The sequence below is a fragment of the Janthinobacterium sp. NFX145 genome, assembly GCF_049810325.1.
Lineage (GTDB): Bacteria > Pseudomonadota > Gammaproteobacteria > Burkholderiales > Burkholderiaceae_D > Janthinobacterium > Janthinobacterium rivuli.
Map to the genome: position 1 here is coordinate 4,265,753 of NZ_CP187360.1, position 23,651 is coordinate 4,289,403.

18 protein-coding genes are annotated in these 23,651 nt (G+C 61.9%); 1 reads left to right on the forward strand and 17 read right to left on the reverse strand.

The window, feature by feature from the left end:
• Positions 1-145: 145 nt before the first annotated feature.
• From ACPJXG_RS19040 to ACPJXG_RS19075, 8 genes are all read right to left on the reverse strand, one after another.
• The gene (locus tag ACPJXG_RS19040) at positions 146-2,200 is read right to left on the reverse strand and encodes an esterase-like activity of phytase family protein (RefSeq protein ID WP_425252004.1); all 2,055 of its coding nucleotides are present in this window, start codon (positions 2,198-2,200) and stop codon (positions 146-148) included.
• 71 nt (positions 2,201-2,271) lie between these two features.
• Positions 2,272-3,198 carry a helix-turn-helix domain-containing protein gene (locus ACPJXG_RS19045; RefSeq protein ID WP_051959516.1) on the reverse strand — a complete coding sequence of 309 codons (927 nt, stop codon included), beginning with the start codon at positions 3,196-3,198 and terminating at the stop codon, positions 2,272-2,274.
• Between the two features lie 55 nt (positions 3,199-3,253).
• Positions 3,254-4,171 (reverse strand): helix-turn-helix domain-containing protein, encoded by a 918-nt coding sequence (locus tag ACPJXG_RS19050; protein ID WP_035826523.1) that lies wholly within the window; start codon positions 4,169-4,171, stop codon positions 3,254-3,256.
• A 15-nt stretch (positions 4,172-4,186) separates the two neighbouring features.
• On the reverse strand, positions 4,187-5,668 hold the full coding sequence (locus tag ACPJXG_RS19055) for a mannitol dehydrogenase family protein (protein ID WP_425252005.1): 1,482 nt from the start codon (positions 5,666-5,668) through the stop codon (positions 4,187-4,189).
• A 1-nt stretch (position 5,669) separates the two neighbouring features.
• The gene (locus ACPJXG_RS19060) at positions 5,670-6,716 is read right to left on the reverse strand and encodes an ABC transporter ATP-binding protein (RefSeq protein ID WP_176390915.1); all 1,047 of its coding nucleotides are present in this window, start codon (positions 6,714-6,716) and stop codon (positions 5,670-5,672) included.
• 23 nt (positions 6,717-6,739) lie between these two features.
• Complete coding sequence (locus ACPJXG_RS19065) at positions 6,740-7,558, reverse strand: carbohydrate ABC transporter permease (protein ID WP_035826517.1); 819 nt, start codon at positions 7,556-7,558, stop codon at positions 6,740-6,742.
• Between the two features lie 10 nt (positions 7,559-7,568).
• Positions 7,569-8,429, reverse strand: a complete 861-nt coding sequence (locus ACPJXG_RS19070) for a carbohydrate ABC transporter permease (protein WP_099402681.1) — start codon at positions 8,427-8,429, stop codon at positions 7,569-7,571.
• Positions 8,430-8,531: 102 nt separating this feature from the next.
• Positions 8,532-9,836: an ABC transporter substrate-binding protein gene (locus tag ACPJXG_RS19075; protein ID WP_176390914.1), complete on the reverse strand. Its 1,305-nt coding sequence runs from the start codon at positions 9,834-9,836 to the stop codon at positions 8,532-8,534.
• A gap of 310 nt (positions 9,837-10,146) precedes the next feature.
• Here ACPJXG_RS19075 and ACPJXG_RS19080 point away from each other — a divergent pair, with 310 nt between their 5' ends.
• Positions 10,147-11,415, forward strand: a complete 1,269-nt coding sequence (locus tag ACPJXG_RS19080) for a maltoporin (RefSeq protein ID WP_035826512.1) — start codon at positions 10,147-10,149, stop codon at positions 11,413-11,415.
• A gap of 71 nt (positions 11,416-11,486) precedes the next feature.
• On the opposite strand, the gene ACPJXG_RS19085 is transcribed toward ACPJXG_RS19080, so the two are convergent.
• From ACPJXG_RS19085 to ACPJXG_RS19125, 9 genes are all read right to left on the reverse strand, one after another.
• A complete protein-coding gene (locus tag ACPJXG_RS19085; RefSeq protein WP_425252006.1) occupies positions 11,487-13,835 on the reverse strand; it encodes a chitinase C-terminal domain-containing protein in 2,349 nt (782 codons plus the stop codon).
• 112 nt (positions 13,836-13,947) lie between these two features.
• Positions 13,948-15,399: a glycoside hydrolase family 19 protein gene (locus ACPJXG_RS19090; protein WP_425252007.1), complete on the reverse strand. Its 1,452-nt coding sequence runs from the start codon at positions 15,397-15,399 to the stop codon at positions 13,948-13,950.
• Positions 15,400-15,697: 298 nt separating this feature from the next.
• Positions 15,698-16,309, reverse strand: coding sequence for a c-type cytochrome (locus ACPJXG_RS19095; protein ID WP_425252008.1), 612 nt, complete (start codon positions 16,307-16,309; stop codon positions 15,698-15,700).
• Between the two features lie 10 nt (positions 16,310-16,319).
• Positions 16,320-17,546, reverse strand: a complete 1,227-nt coding sequence (locus ACPJXG_RS19100) for a molybdopterin-dependent oxidoreductase (protein ID WP_425252009.1) — start codon at positions 17,544-17,546, stop codon at positions 16,320-16,322.
• Positions 17,539-18,966 carry an amino acid permease gene (locus ACPJXG_RS19105; protein WP_425252010.1) on the reverse strand — a complete coding sequence of 476 codons (1,428 nt, stop codon included), beginning with the start codon at positions 18,964-18,966 and terminating at the stop codon, positions 17,539-17,541. The genes ACPJXG_RS19100 and ACPJXG_RS19105 overlap by 8 nt, the downstream gene beginning before the upstream one ends.
• Positions 18,967-19,244: 278 nt before the next feature.
• Positions 19,245-20,039, reverse strand: coding sequence for an ABC transporter permease subunit (locus ACPJXG_RS19110; RefSeq protein ID WP_051959683.1), 795 nt, complete (start codon positions 20,037-20,039; stop codon positions 19,245-19,247).
• 79 nt (positions 20,040-20,118) lie between these two features.
• On the reverse strand, positions 20,119-20,934 hold the full coding sequence (locus tag ACPJXG_RS19115) for a taurine ABC transporter ATP-binding protein (protein ID WP_035828937.1): 816 nt from the start codon (positions 20,932-20,934) through the stop codon (positions 20,119-20,121).
• Between the two features lie 84 nt (positions 20,935-21,018).
• Complete coding sequence (gene tauA / locus ACPJXG_RS19120; protein WP_425252011.1) at positions 21,019-22,080, reverse strand: taurine ABC transporter substrate-binding protein; 1,062 nt, start codon at positions 22,078-22,080, stop codon at positions 21,019-21,021.
• A gap of 118 nt (positions 22,081-22,198) precedes the next feature.
• Positions 22,199-23,638: an NAD(P)/FAD-dependent oxidoreductase gene (locus ACPJXG_RS19125; RefSeq protein WP_425252012.1), complete on the reverse strand. Its 1,440-nt coding sequence runs from the start codon at positions 23,636-23,638 to the stop codon at positions 22,199-22,201.
• Positions 23,639-23,651 lie beyond the last annotated feature (13 nt).

The window sequence follows — 23,651 nt, forward strand, 5'->3', positions numbered from 1 at the left end:
TGTCGGATTACGGCCTTCGGCCTAATCCGACCTACGTAAAAAAGCCGCGCGGTGCAGAGATGCACCGCGCGGCTTTTTATCGTGCAAGTGGATGGTAGGTCGGATTAGCGGCGCGCAGCGCCGCGTAATCCGACACAGCAGCACATCAATACGTATTAAGCGCCTTGGCAAACTTCACGATCCACAAACGGCTAGGACGCTCGCGGTCGTCGCCGCGCGCCACGCGGATGGTGTTGGCCGCGTTGCAGCCGGCCGCGCTGCTCGTGACGATGGTACCGCTCGCATCGACCGTGCACTTGGTCACGTCGGCGCCATCGACTTCCACGCCGGCCGCGTCAAAGATCTTGGTTTTCAGGCCGAAGTCATTGTCGTTGGCCAGCGCGATGGTGGAGTCGTCGATCAGGGTCAGGCCTTCCGCCTTTTCCGCCGCCCAGCCGATGGCGTTCAAATCCAGCAGCAGGGTTTTCTTCAACGGCGTGACGGCCGTCCAGTCGGCGCCATTGACGGGGGCGCCGCCCATGCTGCTTTTCTCCAGGTCCGACGTCGCCGCGTTGAAAGCGGCGGCCGCGATATCCGTGGCGCCCTTCAATTCGACCAGCATCAGTTTATTGAACACCTTGCCCGACGGCGCTGCGCCCTGTTCGATGACGAGGAACTTGCCGCCGCCCAGCGCCACCATGTCGCCCAGCTTGGCGTTGCCCGTGCGGCCATCCTGGTAGTCGGCCGCATTGAGCGGATACGCATACATCTTGCCGCTGGTACCCGACGTCGGATCGAATTCGATCCAGCGCGTGAAGCGGGCAAAGCGCTCGACCTGTTCATTCTTCTTCGTCACCGAGTACGGCGCCGTGCCGTCGGACAAGGGGCTTTGCAGGAACGCATACAGCTTGTCGTTGCTCGTATCTAAGGTCATGCCTTCCATGCCGCGGTTCGCGCGGCGCTTGGCGAACAGCGCCGGCAAGCCCTTGCCCGGCTCGTATTTGGCCTGGATGATGCCCGTGGCGGCATCAATCTTGACAATGAAAGGGCCGTATTCGTCGGACACCCACAGCGCATTGCGCTTGGCATCGACGACGATGGCTTCCGAATCGAGGCCGCCCGCGTTGAAGACGGCCTTGCCGGCTGCATCGAACTTCATCGCATCCATGACGGGAATCTCGGCCGAATTGCCGACGGCGCCCACGGGCACGGGCAAGCCCGAGCTGTTGACGGTGGCCGATACCTTGATCGGCGTGCTCGATGACAGGACGGCTCCATTCTTGCCCACCGTGAGCACGCCAAACGAGGGCGTGAAGCTGGGCGACGGGAAGATCTTGCTGCCGATCGTGCCCTTGCCCGAAGGGTCGGGCACGATCGGGCCGTCGCCGTTCGGGCCACGGTCCGTCAAGCCGTAGAATTCCAGGTCGCCCGCCGCGTTCTTGCCCTTGTAAGCCAGGCCGGAACCGTACGACGGCAGGAAGCCGTTCGGGAATTCGCCCTTGATCTTGGCGTTGGCGCCTTCGTACGGCACGTAGAATTTATCGGCCGCCTGGATCTGGTAACGCGTCACCGTCACTTTCACTTCGCCCACCGGATTGGCTTGCGTCAGGACCTCGTTGACGGGCGCGCCCGCTTTCGAGGCGAGCGTATCTTCGAAATGCTCGCGCACGAGGGCGCGGCGCTCCGCATCGACCGTGCGGCCGGCGAATTTCGCGCCCACGGCAGTCAGATGCGCGGACAGGGCAGCGTTGAAAACGGCCGGGGCGGCGGCAAAGTCCAGCGTCTTGCCGGCCAGCGCGGCCTTCACTTCGGCCGTCAGCCTGATGCCGTTCGACGGATCGCTGTCCTCGTCGAGCAATTGCAGCGCCAGCAGGCGGTTGACGACCTTGTCGTCCGCCACATTGGTGCTGGCGGCCAGCGCCAGCGGCGTGACGATGGCGCCGCATGGGGCAGAACCCAGGGCCAGGCCGCCCACGGTGAAGGCCACCGTGTCGCCCGGATTGCACGTGAATTCGCCCTTGGCATTGGTGCTGGCCTTGGCCGCGCTGCCGGCCACGTAATCGAGTCCTTCCACCGCGCCGTCGAGGAACACGCCCGTTTGCGCCACGGGCCTGGAAGGCTCCGCCGGCGTGTTATCGCTGCCGCCACAGGCGGCCAGGGTCAGGCCGGCGGCGATGGCCAGCAGGGTCAGTTTCGGGATCGACGTTACGGCAGTGTTCATGCATTCCTCGGCTAAGGTGGGATTGAAGCCGTGGAGCATAACCAGTCAACGTGACAAGCCCGTGACAGTCCTCATGCCTGTGGCATATCCGCCACGGGCCCGCCGATGCCGCCAAAGCGGCCATCGGCCTGGCGCCGGAATTGCTTCGGCGTGACGCCCTTCACCTGCAAAAAGCGGCGGTTGAAGTTGGCCACGTTCTGGAAGCCGACGTCATAGCAAACGTTGGAGACGTATTGATCCGTGTCCATCAGCAGCTGGCACGCCTTGTTGATGCGCAAACGGCTGAGAAAATCCGTAAAACTGTTGCCCGTCGCCTTGCGGAAGAAGCGCGAGAATTTACTCAGCGACATGCCCACCTGCTCGGCCAGCATTTCCGCCGAAATCGGCTCGCGGTAATTGTCCGTGATGTAGTTGAGGACGGAATTGACCTTGGCCAGGGTGGCGTCATCGTCGTAGGAGCGCAGGGAGGCGCTCGACAGCAAGCGGTAATTGGCCGTGCGCGCCAGCTTGCTCATTAATTGCACGAATGCGGCAAAGCGTTCGGCGCCATGCGTGGCGCGGATGCGCGCCAGATGCTGCTCCGCTTCCGCGCCCATCCCGAAAAACTCCACGCCATAGCTGGAGCGTTCCAGCAGCGGCAGCAGTTCGCGCAATTCGGGGATGAGGCGCGCGGCGCCCGCCAAGGGCGCGTGGGCAAACTGCACGATCATGTCGCGCAGCGCCACGCCGCCCTCCGGCATGACGTTAGAAATCCAGTTGTGCGGCAATCGCGGGCCCGTCAGCACCAGGTGGCCGGGCGAAAATTCGCCGATATAGTCGCCCACGAACAATCGCCCGCTGGTGGCGACGATCAGGTGCAGCTCATATTCCTCGTGGCAGTGCCAGCGCACGCGCGAGCTGGGGTAGCCATGTTCCAGGTAATTGATGATGCCATCGTAGCTTTCGCGTTCCAGTTCGGGCGCCTTGCGTTCGCTGTCCCTCTGCCATAGGTGTTCCATGCTAGTCTCTCCCAGGCTGTCCCCGCCTGCGCCCTCGAATGTACCTCAAAAAACCTCAGGCGCCAAAACGGCCCAGCGCCTGCTGGCGAAACTCCTTCGGCGTCATGCCCTTGAGTTCCAGGAAACGCCGGTTGAAATTGGCCACGTTATTGAAACCGGACTCGTAGCAGATGTTGCTCACATACCTCTCCGTCTCCATCAGCAGCTGGCAAGCCTTGTTGATGCGCAGGCGGTTGACGAAGTCCGTGAAGCTGTTGCCCGTGGCGCTGCGAAAGAAACGCGAAAACGTCCGCTCGGGCATGTCCACCTGCTCGGCCAGCTGCTTCAGCGAAAACTGGCTGCTGTAATTGTGCACGATGTAGTTGATGGCCGAACTGATGCGCGCCAGCGCCACGTCGTCGTCGCTCGATTGCATCGGCACCGTCGACAGCAGCTGGTAGTCGCTGGTCTGCGCCAGTTCGCCCAGCAGGGTCAAAAATTCGATGAAGCGCGGCAGGCCGCTACTGTCGCGGATGCGCTGGAAACGGCGCAGCGACTGTTCGCTGACGCCAAAGAATTCCACGCCGTGCAAGGCGCGCTGCAGCAGCGGAAAAATATCCTTCAGTTCGGGAATGGCGGAAGCCATCGAGGCCAGCGGCGCATGCGAAAACTGGATCACCATGTCGCGCAAGGCCACGCCTTCGGGCGGCGTGCCAAGCGAGACCCAGTTGTGCGGCACGCGCGGCCCCGTCAGCACCAGGTGGCCAGGCGTGAACTGGCCGATGTAGTCGCCAACGAAGACCTTGCCGCTGCTCTCGACGATCAGGTGCAGTTCGTACTCCTCGTGGTAGTGCCAGCGCACCAGCGCATTCGGAAAGCCGTGTTCGAGGTAGCGGATGAAGCCGAAACTGCCTTTCGGCTCGAAGCCGGGCGTGGCGTCGCGCTGCTGTTCCAGCTCCATCTGCGGCAATGAGGCATCGGCTTTGCGTGGCATGGCGCACCCTCCCCGTCAGGCGACGATCTGTTCCAGCGCCGCGCGCGCGCCCAGCCCATACAGACTGGCCAGCGCATCGCTCACCGCCTGCGTGAACGCTGCTGTGTCGCTCAACTCGCCGAACAGTTCGCGCAAGGACAGCAAGGCCGCAGCGTCCGCCCCGCCCTGCAGCGCCAGCGCGCGCAGACGCGCCGCATACGGATCGTTCAAGGGCATCTCGCGCCCCGTTTCGTCATGGCCTTCCAGGTAGCGGAACCAGCACGCCACGGTAAACGCCAGCAGCTCGATGGCGCCCCCCCGGGCCAGCGCTTCGCGCACGGACGGCAGGACGAATTTCGGGATGCGCGCCGAGCCTTCCGTGCCGATGCGCGCCAGCTGGTCGCGCACGGCGGGGTTCGAGAAGCGCTCGATCAGGGTATCTTTATAGCGCGCCAGATCGATGCCTTCCACTTCGTCGAGCAAAGGCGTGACCTCGTCATCCATCATGCGGCGCACGAGCGCGCGGATGCCAGGGTCAAGCATCGCTTCGTGCGCAAACGTGTAACCGAGCTGCATGCCGATGTAGCACAGGGCCTGGTGGCTGGCATTCAGGAGGCGCAGCTTCATCTTTTCATACGGCAGCACGTCGTGCGTCATCTGCGCGCCCACCTTTTCCCAGGCCGGCCGGCCCTGCGGGAATTCGTCTTCGATGACCCATTGGCGGAACGGCTCGCACACGACGGGCCAGGCGTCGATGATGCCGAAGCTGTCGCGCACCAGCGCCCGGTGTTCATCCGTGGTGGCCGGCGTGATGCGGTCGACCATGCTGTTGGGGAAGCTGCCATAGCTGGCCAGCCAGCGCGCCAGATCCGCATCGCGCAGGGCGACAAAGGCCAGCAGCATCTTGCGCGTGACGTCGCCATTGTTTTGCAGGTTATCGCAGGACATGATGGTAAACGGCGCCAGGCCCCGCTCGCGGCGCAGGGCCAGCGCGGCGGCCAGGTAGCCGAACGAGCAGCGCGGCGATTCCGGATGCGCCAGTTCATGCACGATATCGGGGTGTTGCGCGTCGAATTCGCCCGTGCCCTGGTTCACATAATAGCCGCCCTCGGTGATGGTCAGCGCGACGATGCGCGTGCCAGGGTCGGCCAGCTTTTCCAGCACGGCTTGCGGCTCGTCGGGCGCATACAGGTAGTCGCCGATGCAGCCGATGATGCGCGCCGTATCGCCGGCCGCGCTGCGCTCGACCACCGTGTACATGCCATCCTGCGCCCTCATGGCATCGCGCATGGCCGCATCGTGCGCCAGCAAGCCCACGCCGCAATAGCCCCACTGCGCGTGTTCCTGGCCCGGCAAGGCCAGCAAATCGTCGAGATACACGGCCTGGTGGGCGCGGAAAAAACCGCCCACGCCGATGTGCACGATGCTGGGCACGAGCGTCTCGCGCGCATACGCGGGCACGGTCACGTTCCCTGGCAGATTTGCCAGGTTCGCCTGTTTCAGTTCAATGGCGCTCATTTCAAACTCCCTTGGCGGCGGCATAGGTCTTGCCGGCGCGGTCAAAATAATGGACGAAGCCCGGCTCGAACGTCAGATGCGTCTGCTGGCCCGGCTGCAGGCTGCTGCGCTCCGCGCCGCGCGACACCACCTGCACGTTGTTCGGCAAGCGCACATAGGTCAGGGTTTCCACGCCCAGGGACTCCACCAGATCGACGGTGACGGGCACGCTGCCTGGCTGCGCCGCGCCCAAGTGCACGTGTTCCGGGCGGATGCCGACAAAGCCGTCCGCCTGCGCCGCGCTGCCCGCCTGCGCCAGCAACTGCGGCGCCGCATCGGCCGGCACCACGTTCATGCTCGGCGTGCCGATGAATTGCGCGACAAAGCGGTTCGCGGGACGGTCATACAGTTCCAATGGCGAGCCATGCTGCTCGATCTGCCCATCGCGCAGCACCACGACGCGATCGGCCAGGGTCATCGCTTCGACCTGGTCGTGGGTCACATAAATCGTGGTGGCGCCCAGTTCGCGGTGCAGCTTGGCGATCTCGATGCGCGTCTGCACGCGCAGGGCCGCGTCGAGGTTCGACAGCGGCTCATCGAACAGGAACACTTTCGGGTCGCGCACGATGGCGCGGCCGATGGCCACCCGCTGGCGCTGGCCGCCCGACAGTTCCTTCGGCGTGCGCTCCAGGTATTTACCCAGGTCGAGGATGGCGGCCGCCTTGTCGACTTTCTCTCGGATGATGGCCGGATCGACGCCGGCCAGTTTCAAGGCGAACGACATGTTCTGGAACACCGTCATGTGCGGATACAGCGCATACGACTGGAACACCATCGCCAGGTCGCGCTTCGACGATGGCAAGGCCGTGATGTCGCGCCCGTCGAGCGACAGCTTGCCGCCGTCGATCGGCTCCAGGCCCGCGATCAGGCGCAGCAAGGTGGATTTGCCGCAGCCGGACGGTCCGACAAAGACGACGAACTCGCCCTGTTTGATCTCCAGGTCGATGCCCTTGATGGCGCGGTGCTCGCCAAAGAATTTTTCGATATTGCTCAGTTGAAGGTAAGCCATGATGTGTGTCTCTATTTTGTAGTTTATTTGACTGCGCCGAAGGTCATCCCCTGCACGAGTTGTTTTTGGCAGAACCAGCCCAGCGCCATGATGGGCGCGATGGCCATCAGCGACGCGGCCGACAATTTGGCCCAGAACAGGCCTTCCGGACTCGAATACGAGGCGATGAGCCAGGCCAGGGTGCCGGCGTTGGAGGCGCCCAGGTTCAGCGACCAGAACGATTCATTCCACGACCACACCATGCACACGAGCGCCGTGGAAGCGATGCCGCCCACGGACAGGGGCAGCACGACGTGGCGGAATTCATCCCACACGGTGGCGCCATCCATGCGCGACGCTTCGAGGATTTCGCGCGGCAGCTCCTTCATGCTCGTGTACAGCAGCCAGATCATGATGGGCAAATTCATCAGCATGAACATGATGGTCAGGCCGATGCGCGTGTCGAGCAGGCCGAAGTACTGGTAACAGATATAGATCGGCATCAGGGCGCCCACGCCGGGCATGTAGCGCGAGCTGAGCATGAATTTCAGCAAGCCGATGGTGCCGCCCGTGGGAAAGAAGGCCATCGAATACGCGGCCGGGATGGCGATCAACAGGCCAATGGCCGTCGAGAGCACGCTGGTAAACAGCGAGTTCCACGCGTAGCCGAAGTAATTGTCGCGCGCCAGCACTTCGCGGAAGCTGTCGAGCGTGGGCGTGAAGAACAGCAGCGGCGGCGTGGAAATGGCTTGCCCTTCCGTCTTGAAGGCCATCAGACCCAGCCAGAAGATGGGAAAGAACAGCAGCAGCGCGACCAGCCAGGCGGCGGCTGTGCGGCCATATAGATTGAGTTTGCTATGCATCAAGGTCTCCTTATTTCGACAGATTCTTGCCGATGACGCGCATCAGGAAGAAGGCGGCGATGTTGGCGATGAGCACGGCGAACAGGGCGCCGGCCGAGGCCGCTCCCACGTCATACGACAGCAGTGCCTGCTGGTAAATCATGAAGGTGATGGTGGTCGTGTCGAAACCGGGACCGCCGCCCGTGGTGGTAAAGATTTCCGCAAAGATCGACAGCAAGAAGATCATCTCGATCATCAGCACCACCGAGACGGCGCGGCCCAGGTGGGGAATGTAGAGGTAGCGCAGCTGCTGCAGATAGGTGGCGCCATCCATGCGCGCCGCTTCCAGCTGTTCCCGGTCCATCGATTGCAGGGCCGTCATGAAGATCAGGCAGGCGAACGGCAGCCATTGCCACGAGACCATCATGATGATGGAAAACAGGGGGTGGGCCGACAGCCAGTCGACGGGCGTGGCGCCAAAGAACAGGCTGATCTGCGCGAACAGGCCGTAGATCGGGTTGAGCAGCATGTTCTTCCACATCAGGGCATTCACGGCCGGCATGACGAGGAAGGGCGATATCAGCAGCACGCGCACGATGGCGCGTCCCGGAAACGCTTCATTGATCAGCAGGCCCAGCGCCGTGCCCAGCACCACCGTGATCAGCATCACGGAAAACAGCAGGGTAAACGTGTTCTGCAAGGCCGGCAGGAACGAGGCATCCGTAAAGAAAAAGTGAAAATTGGCCAGGCCATGGAAAGGATGGCCGCTCGGATCGAGCATGGAATAGCGCACGAACGCGTAATACAAGGTGATCAGCAGCGGGATCACGGAAATGACGGAGACGGCGACCACGGCCGGCGTCAGCAAAGTCCGGGGGATAATGCGTTTCATAGGATTCTCTTGAGACAAGGTGAAATCTGGGGTCAGACCCGGCGGGTCTGACCCCTGCTTTACGCCGTTGGGGTAAGCAAACTACTCGACGAGGACGCTGCGTTATTTGTAGTAGCCGCCCTTGCGCATTTCTCTTTCCGCCGTCTGCTGCGACAACTCCAGCGCCTGGTCCACCGTCACTTTGCCCAGCAATGCTGCCGCCATCTGCTGGCCTGCCGCCACGCCGATCACCTGGAATTCGGGAATCGACGCGAATTGCACTCCCACGTACGGCGATGGCGGCAAGGTGCTCTGCACGGCGCGCGTGGTGGCCAGGGCCTTGCCTTCGGCGGCGGCAAATTTCGCCACTTTCTGGAACTCGGGGCTCGCATACGTCGACTTGCGCGTGCCCGTCGGCACGTTGGCCCAGCTCGTTTCCTTGGCCACCAGCTTCACGTAGTCTGGCGAGGTAGCCCAGTTGATGAAGCGCTGCGCTTCGTTCGGGTGCTTCGAGCTCGCTGGAATGGCCAGCGACCAGATCCACAGCCAGTTGGCGCCCCGCTCCGTCACGCCGACGGGCGACTGGGCAAACGCCACCTTGTCGGCCACCTTGCTTTGCTTGGGATCCGTGATGAAGGAGGCGGCGATCGTCGCGTCGATCCAGATGCCGCACTTGCCCTGATTGAACAGCGCCAGGTTTTCATTGAAGCTGTTGGCGGCCGCGCCCGGCGGGCCGTATTTCTTCATCAGGTCGACATACATGTTGACCGCGTCTTTCCACGGCTTGCTGGTAAATTGCGGCTTCCATTTCATGTCGAACAGCTGGCCGCCGTAGGAATTGGCCATGGTGGTGATCAGGGCCATATTGTCGCCCCAGCCCGGCTTGCCGCGCAGGCAGATGCCGTACACGCCGTTGGCCGGATCGTGCAGCTTGGCCGCCACGTCGCGCAGCTGGTTCCAGGATGGGCGGTCCTCGATCGTCACGCCCGCTTTTTTGACGAGGTCGCTGCGGTACATGATCATCGAGCTTTCGCCATAGAACGGCGACGCGTACAGCTTGCCGTCGCCGGACAGCCCTTCGCGGATGGCGGGCAGCAAGTCGTCGATATCGTATTTGGCATCCGGCTTGATGGGAATCAGCCAGTTTTTCTTGCCCCAGATGGGTGTTTCATACAGGCCGATGGTCATCACGTCGAACTGACCGCCCTTGGTGGCGATATCGGTGGTCATGCGCTGGCGCAAGACGCCCTCTTCCAGTGTCACCCATTTGAGCTTGATGTCGGGATTGGCTTGCTCGAAGAACTTGCTGAGCTTTTGCATTTCGATCATGTGGCCGTTGTTGACGGTCGCGATGACCAGGTCGGTAGCGGCGAAAGCGGACGAGCTGAGGCAGCCGGCGATCAGCGCGGCAATGGCGGAACGTTTCATTGTGTGTCTCCAGTGTTTTTTGTCGTTGGCAATGCTCAGGTACTTGGCACCACGACCACAATGTAGCACCGGACTTTGATACTTTCTGATACTCCAAAACCGCAATTCGATACTCCTTTGCAAACCTGCCATGCGCAAGAGTATCGATATGTGGCAAAAACAACACTCTGAAAGAAAGTATCAGCACTTGCACGTTTTGTATCAGGGTGGTTAAAAAAGCGCTGCTAGACTTGGTTTTCGGCATTAGACCGCGTGCGGTGACCGTCCCCCTGGGCGCCACCGCTACCACCTACATTCTTCTGGAGACCGCATGAACCGCACTGCATTGAAAACCTTACCTGCCCTCATCCTGGCCATCGCCAGCGCTTCCGCCATGGCCGACCCCATGTACCCAAGTGATGCCGAAGGCTTCCACGGCTACCTGCGCGCTGGCGCCGGCAGCAATACCTCGGGCGACGGCGGTTCGCAAGGCTGCTTCGGCCTGGGTGGCAATACCATGAAATACCGTCTGGGCAATGAGTGCGACGCCTACACGGAATTCGGCTACACCAAGTCCGTTGCCCAGTCCGGCGGCGTGAACTATCTGGCCACCATCTGGGTCAATGCCTACGCGCCAAACTCGGATTTCGGCAGCAACAAGCTGGGCATCGTCAAGGCCTATGTCGAAGCGCAGGGACTCGATTTCCTGAACGGCGGCACGGCCTGGATCGGTAAACGCTTCTACTACCGTCCTGACATCCACATGCTGGACTTGCAGTACATCAACATGAACGGCACGGGCGCCGGCCTGGACCGCATTCCTGCTGGTCCGGGTAAATTCTCGTACGCCTTCTTCAAGGACAACGATATCAACACCGTGTCGAACACCGGCGTCGTCACCACCAAGTCTGCCGTACGCCAGAACTTCATCTTTGGCGAGATTCCCGTCAACGAAAACGGCACCTTGGACCTGGCCGCGACCTACATCATCGGCGAAGGCAAGGATGACGTGCTCACGGGCAAGCGCAATAACGGCTGGCAGTTGTCGGCATTCCACCGCCAGGCGAAAGTGTTCGGCGGCGGCAATACCTTCGGCGTGCAGTACGGCGTCGGCCCTGGCACGGGCGCGGGCGCGCAGTTCGGCGCTTCGGGCGACACCACTTTCGGTTCGGACGTGAAACGCACGCGCATCTTCAATGACATGGCGATCCAGCCGATGGCCAACTTCGGCATGGAATTCGTCGCCCTGTGGCAAAAAGACGAGTCGAACGCCAAGGGTTCGTCGACCTGGACCTCGGTCGGCGTGCGTCCCGTGTACGCGTTCACCAACAACTTCAAGCTGGTGGGCGAACTGGGCACGGATCGCGTGACGCAGTCGGGCGGCCAGCCAGCCAAGCGTTTGACCAAGCTGACCATCGCACCGACGATCTCCGCCGGTCCTGGCCTGTGGTCGCGTCCTGAACTGCGCGCTTTTGTTACCTACGGCAAATGGAACGATGCGGCCACCGCCTCGGTCAACGCGTCGAACAACGGCGGCCCGATCTACAACAACAATACCAGCGGCACTTCGTATGGTTTCCAGGTAGAAACCTGGTTCTAAACGGAATCAGCGGTAAAAACTAACAAGGGCGGAACCTCGGTTCCGCCCTTTTACTTTACGGCATCACCAACTTACGGCAAGGCCACCGGCAGTTCCGGATACTCTTGCGTCAAGGCATACTTGGTGCCGCCCACGGTGACCGTGTAGTTGGCCGGTCCCGAGATCGGCAGGCGGTAGTTCAGGGTCAGCGCCACGGAACCGCCCGGCGCCAGCGATTGCCAGGCGGGAATCGCAAAGCGGGCACGGTTGTAGTTCTTCGTAAAGCCGCCGATATTGTTCGGCCCCGTGTAGCCGGCATTGATCACCGTCAAGCCGAAGCCGGACTGGTCGCTCATGTCCGACGGTGCCGAGACGGGATAGTCGAACTCCACCACGGTGCCGCCCGGCAAGGTTGTGGCCGTGTTGTTCTTCACCGTCATCACGGGATTGATGGGGAAGTTGCTGTCGCCCAATTTCCAGCCGCCGAGGGTGATGCTGACGTTGGCCGCCGTGCCCGGCATGGCGATTTCGGCGCGCTTGTTGCCATATACGCCAGCCGTGCGGAAGGCCTGGTACAGCACGTCCGTCAGGGTGGTGCCCATGAAATACTCGCCCTTGCCGCCGTTGCGCGTGGCATCCCAGGCATAGTCGCCCGCCATTTCCCAGATCATCACGCCGCCGATATTGTTGTTGACGATGTACTGGGCCTTGGCCGCGATCGACTGCGTGGTTTCCGTGGAAATGAACACTTTTTTGGTTGCATTCCACAGCCACGGCGCCACCATGGTGCTGCTGTAATGCGGCACATAGCTGCCTACCAGCGCCTTGTCCGTGACTTTATACGCATCAAGGTAGCTCGGCACGATGCCGTTCTGCAAGTTCAGCGCATGCCAGATGGGGTTGCCACCGCCCGGCGTCGGTTTGCCTTGCGAGTCCAGGTCGTACCACACGTTGTCGATGCCGGTGGCGCCCGTGCCGCAGGTCTTGGTGCCGGCGCAGGTGACAGTGGAACTGATCAGTGGCGTCGTGCCCCACAGGCCATTCGTGCCGCCCGTCACGTCCTTCCAGCCCCGCGTGTAGAACGGCACGCCGATATTGATGCGTCCCGCCTGCATGGCGCCCCGGTAGTAGCGGTAAGCCCAGTCCGTGTTCAGGTAGCCGATGTTCTGGAACTGGTAGGCGTTACCGGCCCGCAATTCGCCGTCATTGCCATCGTCAAACAGCGCCGCGTTCGGCCCCACATACTGGTTCCATGCGCCGTGCAAGTCATAGCTCATCAGGCTGGCGTAATCGAGATATTTCAATCCCGACATGTTTTCTTCGCCACGCAAGACCCAGCCCGAGGCGGAACCGGCGATGGTCAGCAGATAGTATTTATTGTCCTGAACGGCCGCTTCGTCGAGCTTCTGGCGCAGCACTTTCAGCAGCAAGTTGTAGCTCGTCATCAGGCCGGCCAGGCGCGGCTTCGAGACGGCGAAGTCGTTCGGATTGCCCGCTTCATTGTTGGTGGTCGGGTGTTCGTAATCGACATCGACCCCATCGAAGAAGTTGTACTGGCGCACAAACGCCACCATGGAATCGGCCAGGGTGTTGATGCCGGCCGTGTTGATGCTGCCATCCGCGTTCGTCGTGGCCGTGTAGAAGCCGCCGCTGCCGGCCCAGCCGCCAACGGATATCATCAATTTGACGCCCGGATACTTCTTCTTGTATTGCGACAGCAAGTTGAAGTGGCCCTTGTACGGCAGCGACGGGTCCATGGCGGCGGCCGGCACGTTCGGCCATGTGAGGCCCGTATCGGGATTGGCCGCGCCGCTGCCGATGGCGATTTTTGACGTGGCCGGGTCGACGGAAGCGAACGCATAGTTCAGGTGGGTGATCTTGTCCCACGGCAGGTTATTCACGAGGTAAGTCGGGCTGCCATCGACGCCCGTGCGCCAGCTGGCGAAGTAGCCGACGATGCGCCGGTTCAAGCCATTGCTCAGCACTTCGCGGCCATTCGTATCGTACACCTTGCAGTACGGCACATTCGGTACGGCCGAGATCAAGCCGTCCGGGCGGCAAGCCGTGGGGGTTGGCGTTGGGGTCGGGGTCGGGGTCGGCGTTGGGGTTGGGGTTGGGGTCGGGGTCGGGGTCGGGGTCGGAGTCGGAGTCGGAGTCGGTGTTGGCGTTGGCGTCGGTGTTGGCGTATCCGTCACGGCCCATGGGCCCCACTGGTCCGTGGCGCTCGGGACATTGCCCTGCGTCCACCACTTGGCCTTGTAGGTGACGCCCTGGTACAGCACGCACTGGCCGCCCGTGTAGACGGTGGCGGCATCCCAGACGGCGCACGCTTCGACGGCGGCGAGCAAGGTGTTCGGGGTGGCGGTCGTACCGTCCTGGCCGCCGCCGCAGGCGACGAGTACGCCGCTGAGCAGGGCCATCAATAATGCATTCGATTTCATGTTGTATTGGTCTCCGTTATGGTTTTACAGCTTGTACGTTGTGAGCTGTTGCAGGCCCCTTGAGGGGCTCTTGTCAACTGTTATCCCTGGCTGGCTGGTCCTGCTTTTGCTGCTACTGCAACTTCACATTCCAGTTGGCTTCCACGCATTTCACGTAGTTCCCGGCCAGCAAGGCGCTGTACGGGGTTTGATAGCTGACCAGCTGGCATTGGTTGTCGCCACCGGCGCTCCAGTTCTTTTCCCAATAAATGTTGTAGGAAGCGGAACTGGCCGGGGTGAAGCGTTGCATGTTGGCGCAAGACAGTTGTTCGCCGGAATAATCCCAGCCCATGTCGGCGGCAAATTGCTTGTAGTAATCGATGCGGTTTTGCGCGGCCTGCTTTTCCGTGCCCTGTCCGCATTCGGCGTTGATGATCATGATGGTGGTGGCAAAGTTATTGCCCGCACCCGCCGTCGTATCGGCCGCGTTCGGCACCCACGTACCGTCCAGCACATGCAGCATCGACGGCTTCGGCGGTTGCGGATAGACAAAGAAAAACGTGGCCGAGGCCAGGTTCAGCCAGGTCGACGCCACCAGGTCCGGGTTCTTCAGCAGAACGGACTGGTCGCCGTCATGCATGGCTTGCGAAAATGGGCCGTAATTGTAGTTGTACGACAGCTGCTTGGCGCCGCGGCCGAAATACTTCTTGAAGCTGCCATCCGCGTTCTTGCCACAAGTCCACACCTTGTTGAAGACGGGGTCGGCGCACTCGATGTTGTAGCCGCAGCCGGCGCCCGTTTCGTCGCAGCCCAGCTCGCGCAAATACTTCAAGCCCTGGCGCCATTGCGGCAGCGGGCTGCTGGCGTTATGGTCGCCCGTTTCCTGCACAAAATGGGCGAACATGGTGGACAGGCTGTGGCGGCAGATGGCGTCCGCATTGCGTCCGTCGCTGTAGTCGTCACACACGGCGGGGAACTTGGCCACGGCTTGCAGGAAGCGCTGGTAGGTATAACTGGCGTCGCGCGCGGCAAAATAATAATCCCACTTCGCCGCCGGCAGCAGGCGCTCGACCCGCTTCACGTTGAGCGGATTGCTGGCCAGGCCAGGCTGCACGGCTTCGACGGCAGCATTGCCCAGGGTGCGGATCGAGGCCTTGACCTTGCGGAAGAAATCGTTGTTCGTCAGCGCCGCTTCATTGGCCTCGGCCTGGGCCTTGGTGGGCACGCCTGGCGTGGGCGTGGGCGTCGGCGTCGGCGTCGGCGTTGGAGTGGGCGTTGGCGTCGGCGTGGGCGTCGGGGTTGGCGTGCTCGTATCGAGGCTCCACGGTCCCCACTGGTCGTTGTTCGGCGCCGTGCCCTGCACCCACCATTTGGCCCGATACACCTTGCCGTCATAGACGGCGCACTGGCCCGCCGTGTAGACGGCGCTGGCGCTCCAGGCCGCGCAACTGTCGCTGGCGGCCGTGGCGGCCAGCAGGGTCGACGGGGGTTCGGTGGTGGAATTGCCGCCGCAAGCGAGCAGCGCGCTGCCCAGCAGGCCAGCCATCAAAGGCGAGGCCAGCCGGCTAATTTGCCGTGTCTTCACAGTGTCTCCTGAACGTTATACGAAAACTATCGAAGTAGCTTTTTATGTTGTACGTAAAGAAAGCACAGCGAAGCGTCGGCTTTCTGCACAGAGAATGCGACGCCCTAAATTGGTAGTCAAGTGGTTTTGTATAACGGTGTTTTTTACAATACCAGTGCTGAGGATTGTTGCTTTGGCAAGCGATGCGGCGGCGAATGGGGGAAGTAAAAAAAGCCCGCTGCGCAATGGCAGCGGGCAATACCGCGCAAGAGAGGCGGCGGCAAGTGGTATTAAGGGTTGCCGCGCGTCCGGGACGAACTTATCTGTTCAGCACGTACTTCGCCAGACTGGCCGCATCGGCTGCACTGAGCTGGCTGAACGGCGGCATGGGCACGGGCCCCCATTTGCCGGCGCCGCCACTGCGGATGTTGGCCGCCACGGCGGCGCCACCATCCTTGCCCTTGTACCTGGCCGCCACTTCAGCAAAGCCGGGGCCGACCACCTTCTGGTCGAGCGCGTGGCAAGCCATGCAGCCGTTCGCCGCCAGCAAGGTTTTCACGTCCTTGCCGCTGGCGGCCGGGACCGCGGCTGCCACGGGTTTGGCGGCTGCAGCAGGTACGATGGCGCCCCGCTCCACGCCATAGGTTTTCACAAGGTAATCGACCATGGCCGGCACGTCCGCGTCGTCAAACTGCGCGCCGAACGGCTTTTTCATCTTCTTGACGGTCGCTTCCCAGTAGGCGCGCGGCGAAGCGGGCGGCTGGCTCGATGCGTACTGGGCCGCGTGGCACGTCATGCAGTTGCGCTGCACCAGCTGGTAGCCGGGCAATTCGCTGGCTTTGTAGGTCGCCGTTTCCGGCGGCAAATGGATTTCCAGCGCGCACGCGCCGCCCGCCGCCGACAGTGCCAGCGCGGCAAGTAATATCTTCATATGGTTCTCCTCAGACTGCCTGGATACGCGTGGTTTCCACCACGTTGCGCATATAACCCATGGGATTCCACAGGGCTTTCATGGGCTGGCTCTGGCCGATGCGGTTGACGGCGCGCACCATCAGCACATGCTTGCCCTTGCGCGGCGCCTTCATGACCATCGTCCACTCGCGGAACGAGAAGCGTCCCAGGTCCTTGCCCAGCTTGGCTTCCTGCCACGTCTGGCCGCCGTCCACCGACACGCTCACCTCGCTGATGCCCTGGCCGCCGTCAAAAGCGATGCCGCGCAGCGCTAGGTCGCGCCCCGCTTTCACCTGCGCGCCATCTTGCACGCTGGTAATGAAGGAGCGCACGTTGAGGCGGCTGATCGGCGTCGTCTTGCCCACGGGCGCGCCCGGTTCGATGAAGCCGGAGCCGTTGTCGGGAATGCGGTAGCCCGTGCTCATCCAGAAGCCGTCAAACGGCTTGTCGAGCACGGTGATGTCGCTCAAATGCTTGACCCAGTAAGTGCCATAGAAACCCGGCACGATCAGGCGCAGCGGATAGCCGTTGAGGAAAGGAATGTCCTCGCCATTCATGGCCCAGGCCAGCATGACGTCGCCGGCCATGATGTGCTCGACCGACAAGGCTTTCTGAAAATCGGGGCCATCGCCCACGGGCGGCGTTTCCAGGCCATTGAAGGCCACTTGCACGGCGCTGGCCGCGATACCGGCCTTTTCCAGCACGGTTTTCAGGGGGATCCCCATCCAGCGGGCATTGCCCATGGCGCCATTGCCCAGCTGCCCGCCATTCGCGCGCGGGGCGAAGAAGCCGCGGCTATTGCCCGAACATTGCGTCACGGCCACCACCTCGACGGGGTCGGCCAGCTGCTTCAGTTCGGCCAGCGACAGTTCCAAAGGCGTTTTCACGAGGCCGGCTATGCGCAGCCGGTAGCTGCCGCCATCGATGCTGGTGGGCAAGCCGCTCCAGTGGTAGCGCACGAAAAACGCATCGTTGGGCGTAATCGCGCCTTCATTGAACACGCTGAACGGCGTTTCCAGCTGGGGCGGGCGGCTGGTCAGCAGGATCAGCGGGCGCTTTTGCGGGAAGGCCACCAGTTCGCGCTCGCCGTTTTCAAACGGCAAGGTCACTGAGGCGGACTGCGCCAAAGCCGGCCCCGCCACGGCGGCGGCGCCCAGGGCGGCCGTCGTGCGCAGGAAGCGGCGCCGCCCTGTGGGCAACAAGGTCGTATCAGACATGTTTGAGCTCCACCTTGGCTTCGTTACCGCCGTTGCGGTCGTCGTTGACCAGTTTCTTGATGTAGTACATGACGCTCAGGATGACCACGCTCAACAGGCCGAACCAGAACGACACGCGCTGCTCCGTATCGGACGACACGCTCATGGCGCCCAGGATCACCAGCATGGCGATGATGGTGAAATACGTCAGGTAGGGAAACAGCCACATGCGCACCTTGATGCGTTCCGGGCATTCGCGTTCCAGCCGGCGACGCAAACGCAATTGAGATATCGCAATGAGCAGGTAGACGAACAGGATCAGGATGCCGTAGGAATTGACGATGAAGGGGAATACGAGGTCGGCCGACACATACGAGACGGCAATGGCGAAGTAGGCGAACAGGGTGCTGAACAGGATGGCGCGAATCGGCACGCCGTTCTTGCTCAGCTTGACCAGGCCCGTGGGGGCGTCGCCGCGGCGCGTCAGCGCAAAGATCATGCGCGACGAGGCGTACAGGCTGGAATTGAGGGCCGACAGCACGGCCGTCAGAATGATGGCGTTCATGATGTGGGCTGCGTACGGGATATTCATGACGGTCAAGGCGCTGACGAAGGGCGTGGCGATGGCCGGCGAATCCCAGGGCACGATACAGACGACGACAAACATGGATCCCACATAAAACATCAGCACGCGCGTGATGACGGAATTGGTGGCGCGGGCGATGGCCTTGGCCGGGTCCGACGTTTCGGCGGCGGCGATGGTGACGATTTCGGCGCCCGAATAAAAGGCCGTGGCGGCGACGGCGCCACTGAGTACCGGTCCCCAGCCGTGCGGCATGAAGCCGCCATTGCTGGTCAAGAATCCCAGGGTCGGGATGCTGTTGGGCAAGCTGCCCGTGATGAACAGGGCGCCGACGAACAGGAAAACGATGATGGCGACCACCTTGATCGAGGCGAACCAGAATTCGAATTCGCCGAACGCTTTCACCGAGAACAGGTTGAGGATGGTCATTGAGACCAGCAGCACCAGGCTGATCGACCACGACGGCACGTCAGGCAGCCAGAAATTGACCAGTTTCGCGCCGGCGATGGCTTCCAGCGCCACGACGACGACCCAGAAATACCAGTACATCCAGCCGCTCATGAAGCCGAGGAATTTCGAGACCTTCGGTTTGTCGTCGAAGGCCAGGCGCGCGTATTCGTAAAAGGAGCCGACCACGGGCAAGGACGAAGCCAGCTCGCCCAGCATGCGCATGATCAGGACGACGAGGCCGCCCGTGAGCAGGAAGGACAGGATGGCGGCCGGGCCGGCGGCCTTGGCGATGACGCCGCTGCCGACGAAGAGGCCGGCGCCGATCACGCCGCCGATGGCGATCATGCTCATGTGGCGTTGCTTGAGCGAGTGCTGCAAGCCCGTGTTGTTGTGGTTGTCGCGAATCATGTTTGTCTCCTAGTAATATCTGAAGCTCGGTGCGCCCTGGCCTGCTGCGGCTTGTTCCTGCCGCGCGGCTTTGTTTTATTTGGGCAACACCGTCAAGCAGCATCGATACATCGTGTGAATCAGTCTGGTTGGCCGCATTCCATAAGTCAATCTGGAAATGCAGCGGCCCGGCGCGGCAGCCAAGGGGCAAGCGCGCTGGAGGTTACGTACAGTGAGGGTTGCTAAAAAAAGGGAGCGGCGGCAACACTTGTGGCGTGCGCGCCACTCCCGGGAACGTCTTACACCTTGCCCTTCCATGGCACGAGGGTACGTTCGAGGTAACGCATCATCAAATCAAACAGGAAAGCGAAGAAGCCGATCACGATGATGCCCATGATCACCACGTCGCTGGCCAGGAACTCGGAAGCGCTCAGCACCATGTAGCCGAGGCCGCGCGTGGCCGCCACCATCTCGCCCGCCACCAGGGTGGTCCAGCCCACGCCGATGCCGATGCGCATGCCTGTGAGGATTTCCGGAATCGCGGCACGCAAAATCACGTGCACGATGACCTGGAAACGGGTAGCGCCCATCGAATACGCCGCGTGGATTTGCTCCAGCGACACGGAGCTGACGCCGGCGCGGGCCGCAATCGCCATCGGCGCGAAGATGGCCAGGAAGATCAGGTAGACCTTCGAAAACTCGCCGATGCCGAACCAGATAATGACCAGTGGCAAGTAAGCGAGCGGCGGCAGCGGACGGTAGAACTCGATCAAGGGATCGAAGATGCCGCGCGCCACGCGGTTGACGCCCATCATCACGCCGATGGGAATGGCGAACAAACAAGCCAGGCCAAAGGCGCCAAACACACGCACCAGACTGGCGACGGTGTGTTCCCACAGGGTGGCGCCGCCGAAACCGGTGGTAGCCGCCATGATGAATTTTTCATACACGGCTTGCGGCGACGGTAAAAACAGCGGTTTGACCATGCCGCTGGCCGTCACGCCAAACCACAGCAAGAGCACGGCGATGACGGTAACGGTAGCGATGCGGCTGGAATTGCCCTGCCCCGGCGCGCCGAACGCTTCGCCTGGCATGGCGCAGCGGGGAGCGAACAGGCGGCCAAAGAAACCGGCGCGCTTGGCGGTGGTGGGAGGAAATCCCACGGCGGATGGGCTATGCATGGGACACCTCCAGCTCTTTATTGACGGCACGTTCGTCGCCATAAATGATGTTGAGCACCGTTTCGCGCATCTTGATGAAGTCCGGGCTCGATTTCACGGCGCGCGCATCGCGGCATTCGAGGAAGCGCTTGTTGAAATCGAGTTCATACGTGTGCGTGATGCGGCCCGGACGGGGCGACATGACGATCAGCCGGTTCGCCAGGAACAGCGCCTCGTCGACGCTGTGGGTAATGAAGAAGAACATGGTGCTGGACTTGGCCCAGATATCGAGCAGCAACTCCTGGATGGTTTCGCGCGTCAGCGCGTCGAGCGCCGCCATCGGTTCATCCATCAGCAGCATGGCGGGATTGCTGGTCAGGGCGCGGGCGATGCCCACCCTTTGCTGCATGCCGCCCGACAACTGATAAATCATATTGTCGTGAAAGTCCTTCAAGCCCACCAGCGCCAGGTTCTTGGCCGCCTGTTCGCGCCGCACGGCTTTCGCCACGCCTTGCAGTTTCAAGCCGAATTCCACGTTTTCCATCACGTTCAGCCATGGCAGCAAGGCATGTTTCTGGAACACGACGCCACGGTCGGCGCCCGGCCCTTCCACTTTATTGCTGCCCAACATGATTTCGCCCTTGGAGGGAGCGATAAAGCCCGCCATCAAGCTCAGCAAGGTTGTCTTGCCGCAACCCGAGGCACCGAGCGCGACGACGAAGTCGCCGCTATTGATGGTGAGATTGATATTATTTAAGGCATGTACGCGTTCACCGGCCGTCTTGCCCGGATAAATCACGCTGACATCCTTGACGTAGAGATTTTCCATCATGTGCCCCGCATAGGTGTAGTCACTTCAGTTCAACGCATTCTGTTCAGTCAGCGCGCCCGCAGGCGCGCCATCGCACAACGTTTACTTCAGCAGGCCGGCGGCCTGTGCATACTTGGGTGTCACATACTTGGCGTAATCAGTTGCCAGGGTGTCGATCTTGCCTTCGCCCTTCAAAAATTGCGCCGTGGCCAGCAAGGCTTGCGCCACGCCGCCCTTCGCGCCACCGCCGAGCCAGGCCGGCGACGCCTGCTCCTGCAATGATGGATAGGCGTACAGGGCCACGGAAGCGGCCACGTCCTTGGCGGCCGCGCCCGAATGCTTGACGTTGGCTTTGACTTGCGGGGAATCGATGGTCCACGCCTTCGGATTGGCGCGGTAGTCGGCATCGGCAGCGGCCATCACCTTGACGAACTTGGCCATGAAGTCCGCGTTCGCTTCGCCCCAGGCGCGCTCGACGGCCATGCCGTCAAACGTGGCCTTGCCCTTCTTGCTCAGCTCGCCGGACGTGACGAGCACCTTGCCGTTTTGCTTGAGCTTGCTCAAGGCCGGATCCCATACAAAGGCCGCATCGATGTCGCCGCGCTCCCAAGCGGCGGCGATCTGGTTCGGCTGCATGTTGAGCAATTTCACTTCCGTGGGCTTGATGCCCCACGTTTCCAGCGCGAACATGGTGTGAAAGTGTGTGGTGGAAACGAAAGGCACGGCGATCTTCTTGCCGCGCAAGTCCGTCGGCTTGCTGATGCCGGCGCCATTGCGGGCCACCATCGCTTCGGCTTCATTGATGTCGTCGATGATCCAGAATAGCTGCAAATCGACGCCGCGGCTGACGGCCGCCGTCAAGGGACTGGAACCGATGACGCCGATCTGCACGTCGCCGGACGCCATGCCGGTGGCTACCTTGGCGCCCGAATCGAACTTGCGCCAGTTGATTTTATAGCCGGTGGTTTTTTCCACTTCGCCGCTGGCGATCGCCACCAGGAAGGGACCGTTGATTTCCTGGTAGGCAATCGTCACTTCCTTGCTTTGCGCGAAGGCCGTGCCGCTGGCAGCAACGGCGAGACCCAGCACCAGGGTGCCGAGGACGGCGCGGCGCATTGTTGAAAAAATCGTTTTGCTCGGGGTTTTGCTCGTGTATGTGTTCATGTCTCACTCCAAGTTTATTGTTATGTGTGAACGTTCGGGCAATATCTGCTCCTTGCGGAACAGGCGCCGCTGGTTGCTCTTTGTCAACCATACGGCGGCTTGGTACGGCTACTGCTATTTAAAATACTTCATCCTTCAAGTGATACCAGCGGTACAGGAAGCGCTGGCCCAGGCGGCGGAACGGGGCGAAGGCTTGCGACTCGACCAGTTCCATCATGTTCGGATACGGCAGTTTGGAATTGAAGATCGGCAAGCCCGTGTCGCTGGCCTTGCCGGCGATGCGCTCGGCCATGCGCCGGCCCGCCTGCGCCGAGTACATGACGCCGTTGCCGCCATAACCGAGCGAATAGAAGATCGATTGCTTCGGGTCCGGTTGCACGATGCGCGGCATCATGTCGTGGCTGACATCGACCCAGCCCCACCACGAATAATCGATGGCGATACCGGTCAGCGCGGGGAACTTGCGGTGCAGATCGTTGATCAAAAACTGTTTGTATTTCTCGTCCGGCGCGTCGGCGCCCGTGATGGCGCTGCGGCTGCCGATCTGTACGCGGTTGTCCGGCATCAAGCGGTAGTAGTGGCGCAAAATGCGCGTATCCGTGATCACCTGGTGGGTGCGGAAATTGCACGCCGCGATTTCCGCCGGGGTCAACGGACGCGTGACGAGCGAGTTCGACAAAATCGGCAGCAAGCGGTTTTTCACTTGCGGATGCAGGTGCGGCGAGGTGTAGCCGCCCGTGGCCACAGCCACGGAACGGGCACGCACCACGCCGCCTGGCGTTTGCAGATAATGCACGCCATTGCGCGTTTCCCAGCCCATCACGGGGCTCGATGGATGCACCTTGGCACCCAGCGCGCGCGCCTTGCGCAGGTAGCCGAAGGCCAGCTTGCCCGCGTGGATGCCGATGCCTTCCGGCTCATGCAGCGCGCCGGCCGCTTCCTTGTCGTCGACGAATTCGCGCTTGACGGTGTCGGCGTCGAGGATGCGCGCGTCGTACTTGAAGATCTCGCGCATGATCTTGGCTTCTTTTTCCAGCGCGGGCATGGCTTTCGCCTTGTGGGCGATGTACAGGTGGCCGCCCGGCTGCGGGTCGCAATCGATGTCGGCCGTGATCTTCTTGAACGTTTCCATCGCGTCGCACACTTCCGTGTGCAGTTTCAGGGCCGTGTCCAGCCCATAGCGGTCTATCCACTGCGAGCGCTTCAGGCGGCCCGTCGTGCATTGCGCCTGGCCGCCGTTGCGCGTGCTGCAGCCCCAGCTGACACGGTTCGCTTCCAGCACGGTGGCCTTGATGCCGTGTTCCTGGGCCAGGAAGATGGCGCAGGACAGACCGGTAAAACCCGAGCCGATGATGGCCACGTCGACGTCGATGTCGTGCGTGATGGGGCCGTCGTCGGCAGGCGGCTCGCCGGCCGTACCGATCCAGTAGGTGGGCGCGTAGGCATTGCCGTGGCCGGGACGCTGGGCCACCAGCGGATCGAAGGCGGGATCGTAAGGCGTGCGGGCGGCGGTGCTGTTGCCCAGTACGTCAGATGGGGTGTCGACAGGTTTGTTCATGATCATTCCTGGT

What these genes read in the sequence shown, in the direction of transcription:
- ACPJXG_RS19050 (WP_035826523.1), bottom strand. Translation starts at nt 4,171, where the DNA reads ATGCCACGCAAAGCCGATGCCTCATTGCCGCAGATGGAGCTGGAACAG.
- ACPJXG_RS19095 (WP_425252008.1), bottom strand. Translation starts at nt 16,309, where the DNA reads ATGAAGATATTACTTGCCGCGCTGGCACTGTCGGCGGCGGGCGGCGCG.
- ACPJXG_RS19080 (WP_035826512.1), top strand. Translation starts at nt 10,147, where the DNA reads ATGAACCGCACTGCATTGAAAACCTTACCTGCCCTCATCCTGGCCATC.
- ACPJXG_RS19070 (WP_099402681.1), bottom strand. Translation starts at nt 8,429, where the DNA reads ATGAAACGCATTATCCCCCGGACTTTGCTGACGCCGGCCGTGGTCGCC.
- ACPJXG_RS19040 (WP_425252004.1), bottom strand. Translation starts at nt 2,200, where the DNA reads ATGAACACTGCCGTAACGTCGATCCCGAAACTGACCCTGCTGGCCATC.
- ACPJXG_RS19055 (WP_425252005.1), bottom strand. Translation starts at nt 5,668, where the DNA reads ATGAGCGCCATTGAACTGAAACAGGCGAACCTGGCAAATCTGCCAGGG.
- ACPJXG_RS19075 (WP_176390914.1), bottom strand. Translation starts at nt 9,836, where the DNA reads ATGAAACGTTCCGCCATTGCCGCGCTGATCGCCGGCTGCCTCAGCTCG.
- ACPJXG_RS19115 (WP_035828937.1), bottom strand. Translation starts at nt 20,934, where the DNA reads ATGGAAAATCTCTACGTCAAGGATGTCAGCGTGATTTATCCGGGCAAG.
- ACPJXG_RS19045 (WP_051959516.1), bottom strand. Translation starts at nt 3,198, where the DNA reads ATGGAACACCTATGGCAGAGGGACAGCGAACGCAAGGCGCCCGAACTG.
- ACPJXG_RS19065 (WP_035826517.1), bottom strand. Translation starts at nt 7,558, where the DNA reads ATGCATAGCAAACTCAATCTATATGGCCGCACAGCCGCCGCCTGGCTG.
- ACPJXG_RS19100 (WP_425252009.1), bottom strand. Translation starts at nt 17,546, where the DNA reads ATGTCTGATACGACCTTGTTGCCCACAGGGCGGCGCCGCTTCCTGCGC.
- ACPJXG_RS19085 (WP_425252006.1), bottom strand. Translation starts at nt 13,835, where the DNA reads ATGAAATCGAATGCATTATTGATGGCCCTGCTCAGCGGCGTACTCGTC.
- ACPJXG_RS19125 (WP_425252012.1), bottom strand. Translation starts at nt 23,638, where the DNA reads ATGAACAAACCTGTCGACACCCCATCTGACGTACTGGGCAACAGCACC.
- ACPJXG_RS19060 (WP_176390915.1), bottom strand. Translation starts at nt 6,716, where the DNA reads ATGGCTTACCTTCAACTGAGCAATATCGAAAAATTCTTTGGCGAGCAC.
- ACPJXG_RS19105 (WP_425252010.1), bottom strand. Translation starts at nt 18,966, where the DNA reads ATGATTCGCGACAACCACAACAACACGGGCTTGCAGCACTCGCTCAAG.
- tauA (WP_425252011.1), bottom strand. Translation starts at nt 22,080, where the DNA reads ATGAACACATACACGAGCAAAACCCCGAGCAAAACGATTTTTTCAACA.
- ACPJXG_RS19110 (WP_051959683.1), bottom strand. Translation starts at nt 20,039, where the DNA reads ATGCCAGGCGAAGCGTTCGGCGCGCCGGGGCAGGGCAATTCCAGCCGC.